The organism is Streptosporangium vulgare, from assembly GCF_042428775.1.
In the GTDB taxonomy this organism is placed as follows: Bacteria; Actinomycetota; Actinomycetes; order Streptosporangiales; family Streptosporangiaceae; genus Streptosporangium; species Streptosporangium vulgare.
The window spans coordinates 1-612 of the sequence record NZ_JBHMBS010000156.1; the positions used below are offsets into that span (position 1 = coordinate 1).

At 41.2% G+C, this 612-nt stretch carries 1 pseudogene; it reads left to right on the forward strand.

Annotation, left to right across the window (positions count from 1 at the left end):
* Positions 1–343 precede the first annotated feature (343 nt).
* Positions 344–612: pseudogene (gene nanR / locus ACFFRH_RS44930) on the forward strand (transcriptional regulator NanR); the annotation flags it as partial.

The following is a 612-nucleotide window of genomic DNA, read 5'->3' on the forward strand; positions in this document are numbered from 1 at the left end:
ATAAACGGCAGATTGAAAACAACGATGTTATATTTTTTGCAAGGCTATTTATGGTGCGGGTGTCGTGTTTTTAATTGTAGGTGAGGTGGTTTTTCATTAAAAAATATGCGCTTATGATTATTTTGTAAGAACACATTCATAATATTCATAATGCTCGTGAATAGTCTTATAAATAATTCAAACGGGATGTTTTTATCTGCGTTACATTAATTTTTCGCAATAGTTAATTATTCCGTTAATTATGGTAATGATGAGGCACAAAGAGAAAACCCTGCCATTTTCCCCTACTTTCAATCCTGTGATAGGATGTCACTGATGATGTTAATCACACTGACCTTACAGAATGGGCCTTATGAACGCATTTGATTCGCAAACCGAAGATTCTTCACCTGCAATTGGTCGCAACTTGCGTAGCCGCCCGCTGGCGCGTAAAAAACTCTCCGAAATGGTGGAAGAAGAGCTGGAACAGATGATCCGCCGTCGTGAATTTGGCGAAGGTGAACAATTACCGTCTGAACGCGAACTGATGGCGTTCTTTAACGTCGGGCGTCCTTCGGTGCGTGAAGCGCTGGCAGCGTTAAAACGCAAAGGTCTGGTGCAAATAAACAACGG